The sequence below is a fragment of the Micromonospora sp. NBC_00330 genome, from assembly GCF_036136635.1.
GTDB classification, from domain to species: domain Bacteria; phylum Actinomycetota; class Actinomycetes; order Mycobacteriales; family Micromonosporaceae; genus Micromonospora; species Micromonospora salmantinae.
The window spans coordinates 1,522,612-1,538,484 of record NZ_CP108012.1 but is presented as its reverse complement, the minus strand read 5'-3'; the positions used below and the strand labels follow the sequence as shown (position 1 = coordinate 1,538,484).

At 68.6% G+C, this 15,873-nt stretch carries 15 protein-coding genes; 8 read left to right on the top strand and 7 right to left on the bottom strand.

Annotated features, from left to right (window positions below):
• Nucleotides 1-26: 26 nt before the first annotated feature.
• Nucleotides 27-926: an ABC transporter substrate-binding protein gene (locus OG598_RS06775; RefSeq protein WP_328653567.1), complete on the bottom strand. Its 900-nt coding sequence runs from the start codon at nt 924-926 to the stop codon at nt 27-29.
• A 176-nt stretch (nt 927-1,102) separates the two neighbouring features.
• Between OG598_RS06775 and OG598_RS06770 the strand changes: the two genes are divergently transcribed.
• Entirely contained in the window at nt 1,103-1,462 is a 360-nt protein-coding gene (locus OG598_RS06770) for an ankyrin repeat domain-containing protein (RefSeq protein ID WP_328653566.1), read from the top strand.
• Between the two features lie 60 nt (nt 1,463-1,522).
• On the opposite strand, the gene OG598_RS06765 is transcribed toward OG598_RS06770, so the two are convergent.
• From OG598_RS06765 to OG598_RS06755, 3 genes are all read right to left on the bottom strand, one after another.
• Nucleotides 1,523-2,245: a sigma factor-like helix-turn-helix DNA-binding protein gene (locus tag OG598_RS06765; RefSeq protein WP_328653565.1), complete on the bottom strand. Its 723-nt coding sequence runs from the start codon at nt 2,243-2,245 to the stop codon at nt 1,523-1,525.
• 21 nt (nt 2,246-2,266) lie between these two features.
• Nucleotides 2,267-2,416, bottom strand: a complete 150-nt coding sequence (locus OG598_RS06760; RefSeq protein ID WP_328653564.1) for a sigma factor — start codon at nt 2,414-2,416, stop codon at nt 2,267-2,269.
• A 370-nt stretch (nt 2,417-2,786) separates the two neighbouring features.
• Nucleotides 2,787-3,518, bottom strand: a complete 732-nt coding sequence (locus OG598_RS06755; protein ID WP_328653563.1) for a class I SAM-dependent methyltransferase — start codon at nt 3,516-3,518, stop codon at nt 2,787-2,789.
• A gap of 133 nt (nt 3,519-3,651) precedes the next feature.
• Here OG598_RS06755 and OG598_RS06750 point away from each other — a divergent pair, with 133 nt between their 5' ends.
• Complete coding sequence (locus tag OG598_RS06750; RefSeq protein ID WP_328653562.1) at nt 3,652-4,509, top strand: hypothetical protein; 858 nt, start codon at nt 3,652-3,654, stop codon at nt 4,507-4,509.
• A gap of 448 nt (nt 4,510-4,957) precedes the next feature.
• On the opposite strand, the gene OG598_RS06745 is transcribed toward OG598_RS06750, so the two are convergent.
• A complete protein-coding gene (locus tag OG598_RS06745) occupies nt 4,958-6,274 on the bottom strand; it encodes an MFS transporter (protein ID WP_328653561.1) in 1,317 nt (438 codons plus the stop codon).
• Nucleotides 6,275-6,542: 268 nt separating this feature from the next.
• Between OG598_RS06745 and OG598_RS06740 the strand changes: the two genes are divergently transcribed.
• Complete coding sequence (locus OG598_RS06740; RefSeq protein ID WP_328653560.1) at nt 6,543-7,442, top strand: LysR family transcriptional regulator; 900 nt, start codon at nt 6,543-6,545, stop codon at nt 7,440-7,442.
• A gap of 130 nt (nt 7,443-7,572) precedes the next feature.
• Here the strand turns inward: OG598_RS06740 and OG598_RS06735 are convergent, their stop codons facing one another.
• Nucleotides 7,573-7,851, bottom strand: a complete 279-nt coding sequence (locus OG598_RS06735) for a phosphotransferase (RefSeq protein WP_328653559.1) — start codon at nt 7,849-7,851, stop codon at nt 7,573-7,575.
• A gap of 1,168 nt (nt 7,852-9,019) precedes the next feature.
• Here OG598_RS06735 and OG598_RS06730 point away from each other — a divergent pair.
• A complete protein-coding gene (locus tag OG598_RS06730; RefSeq protein ID WP_328653558.1) occupies nt 9,020-9,454 on the top strand; it encodes a hypothetical protein in 435 nt (144 codons plus the stop codon).
• 312 nt (nt 9,455-9,766) lie between these two features.
• On the opposite strand, the gene OG598_RS06725 is transcribed toward OG598_RS06730, so the two are convergent.
• Nucleotides 9,767-10,735: a hypothetical protein gene (locus OG598_RS06725; protein WP_328653557.1), complete on the bottom strand. Its 969-nt coding sequence runs from the start codon at nt 10,733-10,735 to the stop codon at nt 9,767-9,769.
• Between the two features lie 202 nt (nt 10,736-10,937).
• Here OG598_RS06725 and OG598_RS06720 point away from each other — a divergent pair, with 202 nt between their 5' ends.
• The 4 genes from OG598_RS06720 (at nt 10,938) to OG598_RS06705 (ending at nt 15,548) form a co-directional block, all read left to right on the top strand.
• The gene (locus OG598_RS06720) at nt 10,938-11,639 is read left to right on the top strand and encodes a hypothetical protein (protein WP_328653556.1); all 702 of its coding nucleotides are present in this window, start codon (nt 10,938-10,940) and stop codon (nt 11,637-11,639) included.
• 227 nt (nt 11,640-11,866) lie between these two features.
• Nucleotides 11,867-12,553 (top strand): hypothetical protein, encoded by a 687-nt coding sequence (locus tag OG598_RS06715; protein ID WP_328653555.1) that lies wholly within the window; start codon nt 11,867-11,869, stop codon nt 12,551-12,553.
• Nucleotides 12,554-13,821: 1,268 nt separating this feature from the next.
• Nucleotides 13,822-14,715 (top strand): NAD(P)H-binding protein, encoded by an 894-nt coding sequence (locus tag OG598_RS06710; RefSeq protein ID WP_328653554.1) that lies wholly within the window; start codon nt 13,822-13,824, stop codon nt 14,713-14,715.
• Nucleotides 14,712-15,548, top strand: coding sequence for an NAD(P)H-binding protein (locus OG598_RS06705; protein ID WP_328653553.1), 837 nt, complete (start codon nt 14,712-14,714; stop codon nt 15,546-15,548). Before OG598_RS06710 ends, OG598_RS06705 begins: the two co-directional genes overlap by 4 nt.
• Nucleotides 15,549-15,873: the final 325 nt, after the last annotated feature.

The following is a 15,873-nucleotide window of genomic DNA, read 5'->3' as shown; positions in this document are numbered from 1 at the left end:
GCCTCCGCCACTCCGGCGCGGCAACGTCAGCCGACGTCGAGGGGCATCCGCCGAGCGCGGGCGTCCGGACGGCCGCCGAGGATGCCGGCGAGGATCTCCGCGCCGTCGACGACCCTCGGGCCAGGGCGGTTGAAGTAGGCAGGCCCGTCGACCACCCACACCTGCCCCTGACGGACCGCGGGCAGGTCCGCCCAACCGGGTTGCGCGGTCGCCACTGACAACTCGTCGACGGTTCGCTCGGGCGTGAACCCGCACGGCCCGAACACCACCACCTCGGGAGCCAGGTCCGCCACCACCGACCACAAATGTGGAGTGCTGTGCGCACCCGGCCCGAGCAGCAGCGACCGCCCGCCCGCGTAGGTGATCTGCTCCGGAACCCAGTGCCCGCCCGGCATCAACGGGTCGAGCCACTCGACGAACAGCACCGTCGGCGCGCCGGGCACCGGCCCCGGCAACGCGGCGAGGCGACGCTCGGCGTCGGCTCGGATCTCCGCCGCCCTGCCTTCGGTGCCGGTCAGCGCGGCCACGGCATCGACAGTGTCCAGGATCCCGTCGATGGTCCTCGCCTCCAGGGACATCACACTGGTGTCGAGATCGATCAGACCAACCGCGTCGTTGACCCGCTCGTAGGAGACCGCACACACGTCGCACAGATCCTGGGTCAGGATCAGATCCGGCTTCAACCCCTCCAGCATGGCGACGTCGAGCTGGTACAACGACGATCCTCGGTGCGCGTCACCGGCGATCGCCGCCGAGATCTCCCGGCTCGTCAAGGTCTCCGGCAGGGACGTCGCGGTCACCGCCGGGATGTCGGCCAGGGCCCCCGGCGGCCAGTCACACTCGTGGGTACGGCCGACCAGTTGCCCGGTCAGGCCAAGCATGGCCACGATGTCAGTGGCCGCCGGCAGCAGGGAGACGATTCGCACGTCCGCCTGCCTACCAGGCGCGACCGAGCCACGTCCACTCATGGATGACCCCACAGGCCAGGCGGTCTTCGTCAGGCCAGTCGTGTCCATCACGATTCGTTCGAGTACCTCGCCCTGTCACATCGGCTCGTCGTCTGGGCTCATAAGCACGAGTGCACACACGCGAGGAGGACACAGTGCAGTTTGAAGAAGCCGCCGAGGCCGCCGACGAAGCGACGATGCGGTCGATGCTGTCCGCCGACCCTGGGCTGTGCGATCGGCACGCAGACCTGGTTACGCGGATGGCCGAGGCGCGCAACTGGTCAACGGTCCGGCTGCTCATCGATCTTGGCTTCGGCGTCAACGGTGTCACCACCGCCGGCGCCACCGCCTTGCACCATGCGGCGGCAGCGGGTGAGCTGTCGATCGCGCGCCTGCTGGTCGAGCACGGTGCCGACCACACCGCCCGCGAACCTGGGTTCAACGCGCAGCCGGCGGGCTGGGCGCAGTACTTCAAGAAGCGGGAAACCCAGAGATATCTCGAGTCCCTGGCCTGATGCTGCGCCGTCCGGTCACGCGGCATCAGACCCACAGCTCGTGGAAGTGGTGCTCGGCATTCACCCCACTGTTCGCTCCGCCTGGTTCAGGAGGGCGGACGCGAGGCGGTGGACGCGGTCGGGGTCGCGGACAACGTCGATCCTGACGATCTTTTCGGCCGCGACAGTGAAGGCCATGACAGAAAACAGCTGCCCGTCGCGGCTGATCAACGTTCCGATCGCGCCGTTGACCAGGGCGGGGCGCAGCTGGCCACCGCGTGGGGCGCGGGCCTGCTTGGCCACGGCCGCCGCGCCGCGAACGACGGTCGCCGGCCTGGCGGTGCCGAAGTCGGTGCGCAGGACGACGTCGGGGTCGAGGACCTGCACGAGGGCGTCGAAGTCACCGGTCCACGCAGCCGCGTAGAAGGCACGGACGACCTGCCGCTGGCGCGCTAGATCCGAATCGGGTGACGGGATCTCGGCGCCGTGCACCCGGCGGCGTGCCCGGCTGGCGAGTTGTCGCGCGGCGGCCGGGGTGCGGCCCGCGATGCCGGCGATCTCCTCGAAGGGCAGGTCGAACATGTCGTGCAGCACGAACGCCAACCGCTCAGCAGGGGTGAGCTGGTCGAGCACGACGAGCAGGGCCAAGCTCACCGAGTCGGCCAGCAACGCCTCCTGCTCGGGGTCGAGGTCCCCGTCCGGGATGACAACCAGGTCGGGCAGGTGCGTGGCGAACGGATCCTCCCGGCGGCGTCGGCGAGAACGCAACATGTGCAGGCACTCCCGGGCGACGACAGTGGTCAACCATCCGCCGAGGTTGTCGATCTAATCCGCGTCGGACCGGCTCAGCCGTAGCCAGGCATCCTGAACAGCGTCGTCCGCGTCAGCCAGCGAACCGAGCATTCGATAAGCCACCCCCCGCAGCCGGGGTCGGTGCTGCTCGAAGCGCGCGGCCAACCAGTCATTCTCGTCCATCGGTCACACCATCCCATCGCCAGGGCTCACAGAGATGAACCCTCAGGCGCGGCGAACGTGACACCGCCGGTGTGAAGCAGGACGCCGCACCCGCTCTGGCCTGCGAGGACGAGAAGCCACAGGTGGGGCAGGTGCAGTTGAGCGCCGTTGTGCGCCGTTGGATGCAGTTCAACGCCGTTCAGGACACCCGGCTGCTCCCACCCTGCTCCCCGATCCCGGGCTCGTGGCCTTGGCGTCGCCTAGGCGCCTGGGGGCTCACCTTCGGCACTTCATCGAGCAGTGCGAGGCGAGGCCGACGTTCAGTCAACGCTACCGGGCGCCGAGGCGCAGCCCGCCCGGTCGGCAGCGTGTGGGGACGCTGTCGGTGCAGTCAGTGGTCTTCGGCGTAGTAGGAATGCACGGCGGGTTGTCCGGTGTAATTGGCTCCAGCGCGATCGTCGGCGCCGAGGTAGCTGTACGGGAGGTGGACGTCGCGGCGGCCGGTGCAGCTGATCCGGCGGCGACGGGAGTCGTAGGAGAACCCACTGGCGCGGAGTCGGCCGGTGAGGCGCTGCCCAGCGGGTCGCCCGTCAGGAAGCCGAATGCTGGACAGGTCCAGGTCGGCGACGAGCCGGCCGGTGGGAGTCAGCCAGTCGGCCGCGCGGGTCAGGACGGCGAGTTTGTCTCCGACGTAGTGCAGTCCGTGCAGACAGGTGATCAAGTTGAACGTCCGCGTTGGTGCCCAGTTGGCCACGGAGGCGCAGATCAGTTCCAGGTTCAGCGGTGGTGCCGGTACGGGATCAAAGGCGTCAACCAGGTCTACCCCGACGAGGACTGTCCGCTCGTTCAACCCTGCCAGCCGCAGCTCCCCGGCGGCTTGGATCAGCGCTCGACCGGTGCCGCAGCACAGATCCAACCAGCCAGCGGCTGCCAAGGGCTCGGCCCGGCCGGTGCCAACAGGGCCGGCGGCGAGAACGTCTAGGGGGTTGAACCCCAGCTCTCGGGTGTAGCTGTTGACCCCGGACAGCTGCCGCTCGCGGTTCATGGCGCAGTTCGCCACCACGGCGGACTGCTCCAAGGCGTCGTTGCCAAGCAACTCGAAACTGGCGCGTTGGTCGACCACAGCAACATCATCTCAGGAGCAGCTCTTCAGGCCGAGCCCTTGACCAGCGGCATGAGAGTGCGTGGTGTCCTGAGTGTGGGTGGTCGGCGTGAGCGCGCCTGCGATGATCGTTGGATTGGCGCAGGAGGTCCCCATGATCGAATGGCTCGACGATGTCTGGTCTCGGGCACACGCCGTGCAGATTGTCGAAGGTGGTGAGGACAGCGGTCCTCTTGCCGGTCGTGGAATTCTGGCCGAGCTCCCGGATGCCGGGTCGGTTGACACGGCGCGCGTGTTGACTACGACGGGTCGCCTCATCGGTGACATGTGTCGTTGTCACGGTGGGCCGACGATCGTGCTCCGCGATGTGGCGGGCGAGGTGCTCGCCAGCGCTGGCTTGCATGGCCACGGCTCGGTCAGTTGGGAGCGGTCGCGGTTCTGCAACGACCTCGTCGTGGCAGATCCTGGGGCGCTCCACCTGTTTCTGGCGGGGCTCGGTGTACCGGATCAGCTGACGTCGTTCCTGGCGCCCTTGGCCGACCTGCTGAACCTGCGGGAGGGCCGCCCGCAGTTCCGGCCCGCCGGGCGAGAGGGTAAGCGGTACCTGATTGAGCGTGGGGTTCCTAGCGCGCTGCATCCCGTGTTGGTCGCCGCCACCGGTCAGCAATGTGGCGAGCTGTCCGACACGCACGTCGACGATGTCCGTCGACGGCTCACCGCCGCCACGCCCTCAGCCACCGGCAGGGCGGCGATCCTGCTGTCCTGGCTGGGCCGGCTCTCCATTCCGGCAGAGGCATTCTGGGGCGAAGGTGTTCTGGTGCGGCAGTTACTCGCCGATCTCGCGCTGCCCGACATCGAGGCCGCAGCTGCCGAAACCCGCACCGGCGACGTCGCAGCGGGGGTGGTCAACCTGGTCATGCACTCCGGCGACGACGGCACGCTCGCCACGGCCATCGGGCCGACGCTGCGTCAACTGTTCCCACCGGCACCAGCGCCGAAGACCACGCGCTAGCGGTCAACCATCCGGTCGGCGAACTGCTCGCGGACGCAGGTCGCCTACCCGCCATCAGATCCGCGCGACCGACCGTTCCGCCTGCTCAGCGGCAGGCATGTGCCGGACACCTCTGGGTGGGCCCGGGTGAACGACGTTCTGAGGCCGGCCTGCCCAACGCGCGGCGCCGGTATCGCGCGTCACTGAGCCCAGGGGTGGCAGCACCGTTCGAGTCGGGCCAGCCTCCGGGGAGCCCGCTCACAATGAACGGGCTCCCGAACACAACCCCGTCTGGCCGAACCGTGCAACCGCAACTGGGCGGAGTGCGGCAGATGCGGATGCTTTGGCACCCTCCTCACCGGGCACAACGCCCGGCAGGTCCGGCCGCAAACACCTTCAGACCGCAGACCCACGGAACTCAACGAAGCCCGGACGCTGATCGAGCAGTACAAGACCGTCCGCCGAACGCTCAGCGGGCCGAAACCCCAACGGGTTGCGGTGATTCGGGTGCGCTCTCGTGAATCGGGCCGTCGGGTTCCGGGTGTCCTGGTCCGGGAGTCGTGGCGGCGTCGCGTAGTGCCGATTCGACCCGGCGGTTGCTGGTCATGGTGGCCGTGACGGCGGTCATGGAAAGGAGGATGCCGGCGGCGACGTAGAGCGGGGTGCGTACGTCGTAGGCCGCGGCCAACCAGCCGCCGAGGATGGCGCCGAGGGGGGCGGCGCACATGGCGAGCATGCGGGAGGTGGAGGCGACCCGGCCCATCAGGTGGGTGGGGACGATCGCCTGCCGGAGGGAGGGGCCGAGCACCATCGTGGCGCCCATGCCCGCCCCGCAGACGGCGAGCGCCAGCCCGGCCAGGTACGGGTTCGGGGCAGCCGCCAGGCCCAGGATGGCCAGCCCTTCGACGGCGGCCGTGCAGGTCAGTGCGGTGCCGGTGCCGAGTCGTCGGCCGAGGAAGGAGGCGATGCCCGCGCCGAGCAGGCCGCCAGCGGCCTCCGCCGTGAGGAGCAGGCCAAAGCCGTAGGTGTCGATGCCGAGCCGGTCGTGCGCGAAGAGGGCGAGGACGGTCTCCACGGCGAGGAAGGCGATATTCCCGACCGCCGGACGCAGCGCGAGCCCGAGCAGCAACCGGTCCCGGAAGACGTACGAGGCCCCGGCCCGCGCCTGCCGAAGCAGCGATTCACGGACCTGCGGTACGGGCCGGGGCACGGCAGGCAACGACCGTACGAGCACAGCGGACAGCGCGAACGACACCGCGTCGACGAGCAACGGAACCGCCCGCCCGAGCGCGAGCAGGGCACTGCCCGCAGGCGGCCCGACAAAGCCGGACGCGGCGGTCTGGGCGCCACGCAGACGGGCGTTGGCGCGCTCCAGGAGCGAGGGGTGCCGGCCGAGCAGATCCGGAAGATAGGCCGTGGCGGCCGTGTCGAAGAAGAGTCCACCGAGGCCGAGCAGAAAGGCGACGGCCGCAAGAAGTGGAATGCTCAGCACGTCGAGGGCGGCCGCTGCCGCCGGTATCACGAGCAGCACCGCCCGTGCCGCATCCACGACCCACATCGTGCGCCGACGGTCCCAACGGTCCACCAGCGCACCGCCGAGCACCCCGAAGAGCAGCCACGGCAGTGTCCCGGCGGCCGTGACGACGGCGAGTGCCATCGGATCCCGTGTCAATGTCAACGCGAGCAGCGGCAGGGCGGCGTGCGTTACTCCGTCACCGAGCGAGGAGATCGTCTGCGCGGTCCAGAGCCGCCCGAACCCGGTCGGCAGCTTCACCATCTCATTCATCCGATTCCGGGTCACCTACCCTCCCCCTCGACCTGCTGGCGCCGAGCCGGCTGGTACCGCCCGAAGACCAGCGACGCGGCTGTGCTCATCGGTGGCGTCCCTGTCCCAATGTCGATCAAGGTTTCGCTCATGGGCCCACGATCACCTCCGCCACCCGGGCGGAACAACGCGAAAGATCGAACCGCCGCTTAAGCCACCGGTTATCGTTCGGCGCCGAAGTCGTAAACTTCCCCGATCACGCAGTACAGAGGCAGGATCCGGACGGGCGGTGACAGGGAAGGGAGACGGCCTGGTGGAGCTGCGCGACATCGAGATCTTCCTGACACTGGCCGAGGAGCTCCACTTCGGGCGTACGGCCGAACGCCTCCACGTGTCCCAGGCGCGGGTCAGCCAGTCGATCAAACAGCAGGAGCGCCGGATCGGCGGTGCCCTGTTCGAGCGGACCAGCCGTAGCGTGCGACTCACCCCGCTCGGCGAGCGGCTGCGCGACCGGCTCGACGCGGGCTACCGCGAGATCATGGCAGGCATCGACGAGGCCGCCGCCGCCGCTCGTGGACAAGTCGGCACGCTGACCATCGGTACCTTCGACACCCACCACCGGCAGATTGCGGCCGTCCTCGACCTGTTCCGGCAGCGGCATCCGCGATGCGAGCTGCGCATGCGCGAGATCCTCCCCTCCGACCCGTTCGGCGGGTTACGCGCGGGCCGCATCGACATCGGCCTGCTCTGGCTACCCGTCCGCGAGCCCGACCTCACCGTCGGGCCGGAGCTGTACACCGAGCGGCTGGTGCTGGCCGTCGCCCCCACTCATCCGCTGGCCGGCCGGGACAGGGTCGAGATGGAGGACCTCGGCGATCACCCGGTGGTGGACCTGGAGGGGCCCGTGCCAGACTACGTGTGGCAGGCGCACACCCCTGCCATGACACCGTCCGGGCGGCCCATCCGGCGCGGCACCACAGCGGCCACCCTCGAGGAAGCCCTCACGGTGATCGGCACCGGCAGCGTCGTGTCCCCCGTCGGGTCGTACGCGGCCGCCTCCCGGCAGCGTCGTGACCTCGCATTCGTGCCCATCACCGACGGCCCGATCCTGCGGTACGCCCCGGTCTGGCGCAGCGCCGCAGAGACCACACTGATCCGCACCTTCGTCCACGCCGCCGGAGGCGGCTGACCTGCGTTGTGTGCCTACCGACCTGGGCCTAGCAGCGCTTCGCCCCAGCAGTCCGCCAGCACTTCGCCGAGAGCGTGGGAAACCTGCCGGGTCATCAGTGGGTTGGTGTCCCATTAGTAGGCCAGGCCGGTCACCGCCTGGTACACCGTCCAGCCGCGACCCCGCAGCCAGGTGGCGTCGTCCATCCCCACTGCCTCCCGGAAAAGCTGTCGGCTCGGCCCCGAGAACGTGTTCCATGCCGGTTGCAGGTCACAGGGGGGTCACCGGCCTTCAGGCCACCGAAATCGATGACGGCGTTCAACCTGCCGTGCTGGAACAGGAGGTTGCCCGGCAGCGGGTCGCCGTGCGTCCAGACCCCGGGGCGATCCCAGTCATCGACGTCGAGGGACTGCTCCCAGGACCGGGTCATCGCGGCCACCATCGCCGGCCGACTCGCCGCACCAGTCACCGCGCCCCTCGCCGCCCTCCTGCACACCACCGCCAGATACGGACCCGCCCGGCGAGACGTGGTTCACCCCGGCAGCCCGGCTCGGGTCCGCGCACCCGGCGATGGACGGCGGGACACTCATCCATTCGGACCTCAACCCAGCGAACCTGATCGTGACCCCACTCGGCCTACGCATCGTGGACTGGGCGTGGGCAACCAAGGCCGCCGCATGGGTCGAACTCGCGGTGCTCATCCCATGGCTGACCGGTAGCGGCCACAGCGCCGAGCAGGCAGAGAAGTGGATAGCGCAGCGTCCCGCATGGACCGCGACTGACCGTCTGGTCCTGGACGACTTCGCTTCAAGGAACGCAACGAAGTGGGCCACCCAGTCCCGGCGAAGCACGGAGACCCGGGTACACGACCTCGCAATGTGGACCAGCGAGTGGGCGGACCACCGGACCCGACGGCCACCAGTCAGCCCGTGAGCCACAGCGCGGGGGCACCCTCCCGTGATGTGGCCGCCGGTAGCGGTAGGACTAGCTCCTCAACCAGCCAGACCGGGCTCGCACCAACATGCGGACCATAGGATCCACCTCTATGGTCCGCACCACGCCTCCGCGTCCCCTAGACATCACCGAACTCTTCCCCGAACTGCGGGAACATTCCATCACCGCTACCCGCCTGCATCCCCGACCCGGCACTCCCACGGTTACGGACAGCTCGGTCGGCGGACCGCTGCTATGGCCGGCCGACGAGGTATGGCCGGTCTGCGACGACGCCGAGGCGCACGAACCATGGAACCTGACCACCCCGGCCGCCCTACACCGCAGGCGGGAGATCCTTGCGACCGCAGAAGCCCGGGAGCCGCTGCCGGGCGGGGGCTTCTTGACTGCGAAGGAGCGGGCCGAGCTCGATGCGGCCGATGCTCTGGACCTGGACGACCTGATCGAGGATCCCTTCTCGTTGGTTCCGGTCGCGCAGCTGTACCGACAAGACATCCCGGACTACGTCGGTCCGGACGGCACCGACCTGCTCCAGGTGCTGTGGTGCCCGGTGGACCACTCGGACCGGCACTACAGCCCTCGCGTCTTCCTCCTGGCGCGACAGTTCCCTAGTCGGCCCGCTACTCGAAGCGCCGCCCCAACCGCCGGTGATCAGCGACATGTACCTGCCGGTTCCGTGCGTGGTGCACCCCGAGCAGGTCCGCGAGTACCAATACGCCGACCTGCTCCCCGATGACCTACGCGAGCGGCTCGACGAGTGGGATGACGACGAAGACGAGAGCCGTCCCCACTATCAGAGTGACTTGTCGCTCGCGCCGGGATGGAAGGTCGGCGGGTACGCGAACTGGTCGTTGACCGATCCGTACCCGATGGAATGCGCAGTGTGCGGCACCACGATGACCTTGATTCTCACCGTGGGCTCGGGCGACTGGAACGGCAAGGATTGCAGCTGGCGCCCGTCCGAGGAGAACCCGACCGCGTCTCCAGACATCGTCGGTGTGCAGATCGGGCGCGGCTACTCGCTGTACACCTTCCGCTGCCCCAAATCATTCGATCATCCCCCGGTTACCGCTATGCAGTGACGTTGCCTCCCTCCATGGCTTGCCAGCCTCCAGAAAGCGCTCAACTCGACGTGAACGGACGCCGCCCGACTGACGACCGGGAGCAACCTTGGCTGAAATTTTCGGCTCCGTCGAAGGGGGTCGCCACAGTGGACGCGCTGGTGAGGGCACTACCGGGTGGCAATGCTGTCTCAGCTGACTACACCAGTTACCGATCCGGTGGCGCCGGAAGCCTTCGGCTCGCCGCGCCCAGCCCTGGCCTTGCTGGTCAGTGCAGGAATTCCGGGGCTCTCCCAGAGGGCAGATCACCGCTGCCAGGTGCAGGTGCCTGGGTTACAGGATGCGGGTCAGCTCGTGCATCGCGGCGAACTGCGTGTCCGGACGTGGTGGTGGCAGACGCAGACGGTCAGCGGCGTCGCGGTCGCGCTGTCGGCTGCCCAGCACGATCTCGGCGCGTTCGAGTGTCGGGTGACCAACGAAGGGGACGACCGCGTCGACTGGCAGATGCGGCGCTGCGACCAGAAGCTCCCGCAACTGCGGCGCCGCGGCGAGGCCCTCGAGGGCTGCCGGATGGCGGAGATGACGCAACCCGAGGCATTCGGCGCGCGCCAGCATGATGCTGGAGCTGAAGTCCGCAAGCCGTTCGACGGTGAGCGTTTCCAGCCACAGCCACTGCAGCGCGCGCAACCGTGTCACCGAAGTGAGGACGTTGAGCTTTCGCACCTGGCGCAGTGCCAGGTAGCGAAGCGTGGGGATCTGGGTGAGCCATTCGCTGTTCGTCAACGAGCCGAGGGTCAATGCCAAGGCGTGCAGGTGCGGCAGGGCAATGATGGGCAGGACGTGGTCGACGGGAAGCCGCCACAACGACAGCTCCCGCAGACCCGGGTTGGCGTGCAGCAGCTCGGGAAGACCACGCCGGTGCTCGACGACCCTCAGTCGGCGAAGCCGACGAAACTGGGCAACCGGAGCAAGGTCGAGAGGCTTCCGGGTCTCGCCGATGTCAAGGAACTCCACATCAGCGCTCAACTGATCCAACAGGGCCAGATCGGTCAGGTGCCACAGGCCCGCGACGCTGAACCGGCGAACATGTGGAAACCAGCGCAAGAACCGCAGCGTCGCAAGGTCGTCATCGAAACCGTAGACCCGCAGCGGGACCATCGGATGATCCCCCAGGAGCGCGGCCACCGACCGATACTCCGCCTCGGTGAGCGGCTCACTGAACTGGACGACATCGGCATTCCCGAGCCGGGGGCGGAGCTGCGCGACGTCGACCGGGCTCCGCACCTCCACGACATCGCCCATCCCGAACATGATCCTCCACCACCCATATCGCCCGCGGCGAGCACCTCGATCCGCCAGCGGCGCCCGTTTCGGTCGACGGGGGTCAGCAGCACTTGCACGCCGGCGACGCTACGCGCGCCGCCGCGGGTCTGCCCGGCGTTGCAGTAGGCGCGAGAATCACATCCAGCCCTGAGGGCTTCTCGCAGATCGGACAGGGGGTCGCATGGACGTTCAGGACACGGTGCGCAACTTCGTCAAGGCGCTCGAGCACTGTCAGAACATGGTCGTCGTTCATCGCGCCGTCGGCGACGGCGGCCGCGGCCGCCGTCTCGAGGAGACGTCGCTGAACCGAGGCGTGGTGGTGTTCGCTGCGGCGACCTGGCAGGCGTTCGTCCAGGACCTGGCGATGGCGCTCCGGGACGCCACCCTGGTGCAGCTGAAGGCCGTCACTGCTCCTCCCCTGCTGAACGGCGCGATGAGGCAGTGGGAGACTGACTTCAACTCGTCGCTGGAGAAGTTTTCGACGCCCGGCCCCGGACAGACGCAGACGCTGCTCCGACGCGTCGGGTTCGACCCGCAGCCGGCCTGGACCTGGCAACAGCGCGTGAGGGGCAGGAAGGTGCACGTCACGCCGAGCCACGTCAGGACGGCGATGACCCAGTGGCTGGACGTGCGGCACGGCGTCGCTCACGGCCACGCGGTACTGCCCATAGTCAACGTCCTCCAAGGGGTGCGTGACCGGACCACGGCGGAGGCCCTGCCGGCGTCGAATGTGCGGCTCAGCGACGCGATCGACTGCATGCGGTTCTTTCGCGCGGTGGTCAAGGTGACCGCAGACGCGGCGGCGGCCTACGTCGGCCAGTCGGCACCGAGTTGGCCCTACAAGGTGCCGATGGTGCTGGGGTTGGACCCCGCGAAGCTGTAACGCGCGGCGCTGGACGACGGGTGCCGACCAGCGCCGCGCGGTGGGTCAGGTGCCGGCGGAGGTGTGCCGCTTGAGCACCACGCTCTCGGCCTGTCCGTTGCGATTACGGTCGGCGGCAGATCCCTGCGCGGGTTCTCGGGGTCGCCACCGACGCGCCTCTGATCCGGATGCACGGTCGCGGGACCTAGGCTGTCGTCGCCGGTCTGGCTGAGGCACTTGGGGTTGCGGTGAGTTTTGACCTGTACGTCTGGCACGAGGAACAACCGGTCACGGCGGCCGAGGCGCGAGCAAAGCTGGAGCGCTGGGGCGACGGCGAACAAGAAGTGTTCGCCGCGCATCCCGCCGTGGGACGGTTCTATGACGCACTGCTCGATCGCTTCCCACCGCTGGAGAGTCTCGGCGAAGACGACATCGACCGGCTCGGAGTGTGGAGCATGACTCCCGAGCGTTCCGACGCGATCGTGGCCGTCTCGTGCGTCTGGTCGCGAGCGGACGACGTCGGTACCGCCGTCCTGACGCTCGCCGCCGAACACGGCCTGATTTGTTACGAACCGGGCTACCACGTCGTCAACCCGAACGCGCCGGGCCACGTAGCGCTCTTTACGCTCTCGTCGGAGAGCTTGCCGACGATGCCCGACCCCGACGCGGGCCGATTGGAATGGATCATCGGCCAAGTCGGCAAGAACAACGGCTACGTGATCCTCGAGCGCGCCGACGGATGGTTCGTCCAGGTTGGCTACGACGACGCTGCCGGAGTACCCGCCGGGACATACGCACTGGAGTATCAGGAAGGCTCCACCGACCGACACTTCCGCTGCCAGACCACCGACCGCGAAGCAGCCCTACGGCTCTTGCAGGACTTCCGAGCCGGCGACGAGAGGTGGAAACGCCGTCACCTATGGGAACCGCTCTGACCAGTCCCACAACCCTCCATCCAGCCGTCACAGATGTCCGGACGCGTATGCCCTGCAGAGTCCCACCGCACTGAGGCCCGCTCGGCAGCATCGCGGTGCGCCTCGAGCACGAGCCTGAAGCCGCGCGCTTCTCTCGGCATGTGCGGACCCTCGCCCTACCGCCTTCGCAGGGCGCCGACGCTGACGCCTTCGGGCTCGTCGAAGAGGTCTTCAGCCTGAAGGGCCTGGTCAGGGCGTTCCCCGTAGGATCGGTGTCTCGGATGACGGAACCGCGGCGGACTCCAGCACGCTCACCCGCAACGCTCAACATCGATCTGCGACACGCCTACAGCACGTGGCCTTAGACGAATCGGTACGCCGACCGGCGCCAGCCATCCCGGCAGCAGCAACGCCTGACCACTTCGACCTCTACTGGGAGGTCACGCGGCACCGCTCGACCGCATCACCACAGGTCAAAGCCCTCGTCTCTCTCCGGCGTCGGTGAGCACTTCGGGCGCGGAGACCACTTCGCCAACCTGCACCCAATCTGCTCCCTGTTGCAAGGCCAGGCCAACCAACGGCTCCTTACCGCCTTGACCTGCGCACACTCCCCTACGAGGCAACATAGAGCGCTGTCGACTGCTGCGCAGAACCGCAGAGCACTCCGCGGTGAAACAGGACGCCGCACCGACTCTGACCTGCGACAACGTGGAGCCGCAGGCAGGGGTGGGTGCAGTTGAGCGCCGTTCGATGTCGTTGGCCGCAGTTCAAGGCCGTTCAGGGCACCCCGCTGCTCCCAACCTGCTCCCCCTAACCGGGCTGGCACCGGGCCGCCCACCGATCGTGAGCTGCCAGCCCGGGGCCCTGGTTTGGCACCAGCGCTGACTCCCGTAGTCGCATCGGTTGACCGGGGAGCACGCCCACCGTCGCCGCGCCTTGTCAGCGGCAGATCCGGATACTCACTGGGATTGAGCCGGGCCGGGTGTTGCGCGGTCAGGTGTTCCTGGCCCGCGGCTGTCTCATCCCCGGGCCTCGAGGTGAAGTAGCCGGGCGGCGTCGACCCTGGCGGCGCGCAGGGCACCGGCGGAGCAACGCCGTGCGTAGGGGTACCCGCGCCATCCGGAACACCGACACCACCGGACTGCGGTGGCCGTGCATGTCGTACATATGTACGATGTGCGACTTTTGAGATCTCCGCCTAGCCTGCGTGGTGACCGCCGCCGCGCCATTGGCCGTGGATTCGCGGCGGCGGTCTATTGCCCCACTCCAGGTATTCGAGAAGGAGCAACGTGACAATCCTAGTAACCGGAGCGACCGGAAACGTGGGTCGCCAGGTGGTGACCCAACTGGTCCGGGCCGGGCAACCGGTGCGGGCGATGACCCGCCGGCCGCAGACAAGCCGGCTGCCGGATGAGGCCGAGGTGGTCCAGGGAGACTTCGAACGTCCCGAGACCTGGCGAGCGGCGCTGGACGGAGTGCAGTCGGTGTACCTGTTCCCCTTCGTGTACGCCGCGACCGACCATGGGTTCGTCGATGAGGCGGTCAAGGCCGGCGTCACCCGGTTCGTCGTGCACTCCGCGGCGGCGGCCGGGTTCGCACCCGGAACCGGAGGCGACGGCGCCCTCGGGCGGCACCTGGCCGAGGAGCGGGAAGCGCACCGCGGGTTGGAACTGCTGGTGGAGGCCTCCGGCGCTGAGTGGACCCATGTGCGGCCGGGCCTGTTGGCCACCAACGCGCTGCGGTGGGCCGACCAGATCCGGGCCGGACGGGTGGTGCGCGGGCCATACGCGTCCGCTGGCTACCCGGTGGTCCACGAGGCCGACGTCGCCGATGTGGCGGTCGCGGCGCTGCTGACCGACGACCATGTCGGTGCCGCGTACACCGTCACCGGCCCGGTGAAGGTCTCGCAGGCGGAGCAGGTCACCGCGATCGGCGCCGCCATCGGCGTGCAGGTGCGATTCGAGGAGCTCGATCCAACCGAGGCGCGCAGGCAATGGCTGCGCGACGGCTTCGATGAGGAGACCGTCGACTGGATGATTGCGCTGCTCGCCGACGCGGTCGACGGGACGGGAGCGTTGCCGCCGACGGACACCTATCTGCGGGTGACGGGACGACCACCGCGCACGTTCGCCCGGTGGGCCAACGACCATGCCGCCGACTTCCGGCCGGAGGTGACGCGATGACGATTCTGGTCACGGGTGCCACCGGCATGGTGGGCCGACACGTCGTCGCCGAACTGGTGAAGACCGGCCATCGGGTCCGCGCACTGACGCGGACGCCGTCGGCGGCGAGTCTTCCGGACGGGGTGGAGGTCGTCGGCGGCGATCTGACGGACCCGCCGTCCCTGGAGCCGTCGTTGAACGGTGTGGAGCGGATGTACCTGTTCGCGGTCGGACGGACAGCGCGTGATGTTGTTGCTGCTGCGAAGCAGGCCGGCGTGCGGCGCATCGTCGTGCTGTCCGGGGCGCTGGCCGACACCGATGACAGTGAGGACGGGTACCTGGCGGTCGAGCGTGCGGTCGAGGATTCCGGTCTGGAGTGGACGCACCTGCGGCCCGGGGAGTTCGCCGCGAACTGGCTCGACTGGGCCCCGACCATCAAGGAAGGTCGGGTGGTCCGCCGGCCGTACGGGGCTGCGGTGACCCAGCCCACCCATGAGGCGGACATCGCCGCGGTCGGCGCGAGGGTGCTCGTCGAGGACGGCCACACCGGCCGGACCTACACCTTCGCCGGCCCCGAGGCGCTCACCACCGTCGCGCAGGTCGACGCGATCGGCACTGCGATCGGTGCCACGGTGCGATTCGACGAACTCGATCCAGCCGAGGCCCGGGCCGAGTGGATCAGCAACGGCTATCCGGAGGCGTTCGTCGACTGGATCTTCGCCATGTGGGCGGAGTCCGCGCGTGATCCCGCCCCGACGAACCAGGAGTGGGCAGACATCGTCCCGCGCCTGACCGGCCGACCCGCGCGGACATTCGCGCAATGGGCCACCGACCACGCGGCCGACTTCCGGTAGACGGTTCATTGTGGGGCATGGCGACCCGTCCGGGCCACCATGCCCCACACGACCGTCAACCCAGCACGACGCGCGACGAACGCTCCGCGCAAAAAACATCCTCAACTCGACATGAGCGGACGCCGCCCTACCGAACTCCGCGGGAAGCCAGCGCTGACGCCTTCGGGCCCGCCGAAGAGGTCTTCAGCCTGAAGGACCTGTTCAGGAGGTTGCCCGTGGGATCGGTGTCTCGAATGGCGGAACTCCAGCGGACTCCAGCAAGCCACCCGCAACGCTCCACACCAACCTGCAACACGCATACGGACGTGGCCTAGGTGAACCGAGA

Excerpts from the sequence above, each read along its gene's own strand:
- OG598_RS06760 (WP_328653564.1), bottom strand. The coding sequence starts at position 2,416 with ATGGACGAGAATGACTGGTTGGCCGCGCGCTTCGAGCAGCACCGACCC.
- OG598_RS06750 (WP_328653562.1), top strand. The coding sequence starts at position 3,652 with ATGATCGAATGGCTCGACGATGTCTGGTCTCGGGCACACGCCGTGCAG.
- OG598_RS06745 (WP_328653561.1), bottom strand. The coding sequence starts at position 6,274 with ATGAATGAGATGGTGAAGCTGCCGACCGGGTTCGGGCGGCTCTGGACC.
- OG598_RS06735 (WP_328653559.1), bottom strand. The coding sequence starts at position 7,851 with ATGACCCGGTCCTGGGAGCAGTCCCTCGACGTCGATGACTGGGATCGC.
- OG598_RS06725 (WP_328653557.1), bottom strand. The coding sequence starts at position 10,735 with ATGGGCGATGTCGTGGAGGTGCGGAGCCCGGTCGACGTCGCGCAGCTC.
- OG598_RS06720 (WP_328653556.1), top strand. The coding sequence starts at position 10,938 with ATGGACGTTCAGGACACGGTGCGCAACTTCGTCAAGGCGCTCGAGCAC.
- OG598_RS06705 (WP_328653553.1), top strand. The coding sequence starts at position 14,712 with ATGACGATTCTGGTCACGGGTGCCACCGGCATGGTGGGCCGACACGTC.